The following is a 2936-nucleotide window of genomic DNA, read 5'->3' as shown; positions in this document are numbered from 1 at the left end:
ACTTCCTTCTGCGACGGCGAGAGCGAACTCACCCACTCGTCGCTCATTTGACGAAGATCGTGATCGGTAAGTGGAATTAGCTTTATTGACATTATTGAGTATTATGCAATAAAAACCGCTTCCATAGTGCACTCATTTGGCTTTTTTATCAGGGGAAGTGAACGGCTACGCATTAACTCCCTTCTACAGCGAGCTCGTATTCTCTTCGATTGTAATCAAACATCGCTAGAAACCACTCTTCCATAGATGGGAATTGATCTATTACTTGACCCGCTAGCCAGAATACTGCACCCGGGGCATGGGAGTTACTTTTGGATATAATAAAGAGGTCGATATCCTCCGTTGAAACAGCAAAAGCCATGAGCTCAGATCTACTAAAACCACATAAATCCTCTAAATTTTCCAAAGATTCCAAAATCTCATTAGCTCGCTCTTGCTTTTTTCCGCCAAGAAGATCTGCAATTCCAAATACGTCGATTGCTTGGAAAAACGAATTCCATCCGTTAGCATGCCTCAAAAATTCCTTATACCCAGCATCAAGCTCGATTCCCAAAATTAACTCAGCCTCTTGAATATCTTCATTAGAGGCTGCAATCTCAGGAAAACCATGTTGCCATAACCCATCCGGCGCAACCTCTGCAATCTTTTGCTTTACCATGTGCGCAATTACAATTTGCCTCATCCAGTCCATCATAAATCTCATAAATAAAGTATGTTGGCTTGTATCCACGTGGATAGTCAAGTGCTTGGCGCCCTAGGCTTCCGTTAATTGAATGGTCCAAATCCATCCAACTCAGTTTGTGTACGAATGTCGGCACTGCCCCGCTTCAGCGAGCACTAGGGGTTGGGGCGGCCTTTTTCATTCAAAATATAGATGCTGATGAGGCCGTGTCCACATGTCAGACCTGGCACCGTTCCCCTGATCCTGCCTGCGAAGGGCATGCGGCTCTACGCTTTGGGAAAGCCTGGCCGTCCACGCAAACGCTCGATGCCAGTATCAGGAGACTCTTTTTGGGTCACCGACATTTCCGAGAAACAGGGGTCTGTCCCTATATATACACGCGCCAGTGTTTGCATCGTCAATCAAAACAAACTTTGGTTTTGACAATGGCAACATAGGGCATTAAGTCTTCACAATTATTGCCAATAGTCATCCATCCCTCATCGTCAGCTTCCACTTCCGCAAGTTTGGCAATTAAGTCGGCCCTCCAGAAAGGAGGCAGTGCATCAAAATCCTCCTGGGAACCTTCCAAAGCGATCTTCTTAACAAGCCATCCGGCAACGAACCAGTCGGACAGCTCCCCGTCATGGAACGCTTGCTGTATTCCCTCGAATCCCTTCAACATTTTAAAGCCCCCTCTTAATCATGTCCCAAACCAATTGATCTCCATATTCGACCGCTTGCCCGTGAGCATTCAGAGGATTGGAGTTTTGTGTCATAGCATCAATTTGCCTCCCAGTCATTGCGCCACCCAATCTCCGCGCTTCGTAATAGAGCTCAAATCCTTCCAATCCCTCGTGGGCAAATACGTAGGTAGTAGCCCGGTCACTTGTCAAGACAGATTCCTTCACGGTGACAGTCATTTTGCCATTTTTGTCTAGCATACTAGGTGCGTTTCCTTCATTTTTCAAGGTAACCAGCGTGTTCGCTGTTCCACGCTCCTTTTGCACAAAGGTATAAGCTGCATCAACCTTTTCGCCAAATCGCGCAACAAATTTAGCATCCTCGAGAGATTGAAATACCATAAAATCAGGAATGTCTGCGCCATTTTTTTCGGCGACCGCCCTAGCCTCCGCGATAGACATGGGCTTAGACCGAACTTTTTCGTACCAACGTTCTAATGTCTTAGGAATAAGAACTTGTGCGTTCGCTGCCCCGCCAATAGCGAAACCACGCACAGTTCCTTTAGAAAAACCAAGCTCGCCCAACTTGGCGGCGATACGACCGCTGAGCGCTACTCCAGTTTCGAGTCCGACTTGACCCAACATAAGGACCCCTTCGACCAGCCTGTTATACCCTTCTATTTTGAAAATCGGCGGCGCATCTTTATATTCGCCTATTCCGTTTATTTGGTCTCGCACAAAATTCGCGAGTTTAATTCCCGCATTCATTATATGAATGCCTTGCCCGGTGTCCGAAGCCGCGGCCACTGGGTCAAGCTTATTAATGTCAATTTCTTTAAAGTGCGGGAATGCCCTAGTGTGCCAGTTCTCGTAAGTGTTTTTTACGATTGCAGAAACATCCAATACTTGATTGGCTCGCACATTTGAACCAGCGATGACCGCAGCATCATTTTTCGACAAGTCTTGACCAAAGATCGCCGTTGTGAACGTCTTAAAATCTGATTGATTGTCGGTCAACGAATACGCAGCGAAACCTGGCACCTTCTCACCAACTTGATCTCTAATTTGTTGTGCCAGTCTGAGCGTGGACTGTTGATCCATCACAACATACATGTAATTGTCAGGCGAGGTGACTGTATACAAATCGATGCCCAAATTTACGGCAAGCATTTGCATATTCTTGTCACCAGTCAAGTTCGCCCCTATCCCTTCCATGCGGGTGCCATCCATGATCGAATTCGCATCAGCGTAAAGCCGCTGAATGCCAACTTTATCTAGAATAGCCGCAGGCACTTTCTTCAAATACTCTTTGCCTCCTTCAAAAGGCTGCAATTTCACAACTCTACGTGAGGCCGCGCCACCGATCTCCATCGGCGCATCTTCACCAAGGTTAAATGGATCGCTACCACTAATACGCGGGTCGGCGGAATGGTCGGCGTTCCATGAATCGCCAATCGACTTTCCGAGCGCATTGCCGAACGCACTTGGTCCGACGTGCAATCGTAGTCCAACGCGCGCAAACGCCCTGTTCATGCGGGTTTCGGCCGGTCCTCCAGCTCGGCCGTCGCACATTTTAACTTTTTGGCGCCGAC

General features: G+C 47.5%; 3 protein-coding genes. All 3 read right to left on the bottom strand.

What is annotated here, in order from left to right; translation table 11 throughout:
- Positions 1 to 172: 172 nt before the first annotated feature.
- A complete protein-coding gene (locus F2P45_RS33925) occupies positions 173 to 694 on the bottom strand; it encodes an SMI1/KNR4 family protein (protein WP_166882610.1) in 522 nt (173 codons plus the stop codon).
- Positions 695 to 1079: 385 nt separating this feature from the next.
- Positions 1080 to 1346, bottom strand: a complete 267-nt coding sequence (locus F2P45_RS33920) for a hypothetical protein (protein ID WP_166882609.1) — start codon at positions 1344 to 1346, stop codon at positions 1080 to 1082.
- 1 nt (position 1347) lies between these two features.
- Positions 1348 to 2936, bottom strand: a 1589-nt coding sequence (locus tag F2P45_RS33915) for a hypothetical protein (protein WP_223164900.1), incomplete at its 5' end; no start/stop codon positions are given.

Source organism: Massilia mucilaginosa, assembly GCF_011682145.1.
GTDB classification, from domain to species: domain Bacteria; phylum Pseudomonadota; class Gammaproteobacteria; order Burkholderiales; family Burkholderiaceae_D; genus Telluria_A; species Telluria_A mucilaginosa.
This window is presented reverse-complemented; position numbering and strand designations above follow the sequence as displayed.

Coding starts and splice junctions, on each gene's coding strand:
- F2P45_RS33920 (WP_166882609.1), bottom strand. CDS start 1,346: ATGTTGAAGGGATTCGAGGGAATACAGCAAGCGTTCCATGACGGGGAG.
- F2P45_RS33925 (WP_166882610.1), bottom strand. CDS start 694: ATGATGGACTGGATGAGGCAAATTGTAATTGCGCACATGGTAAAGCAA.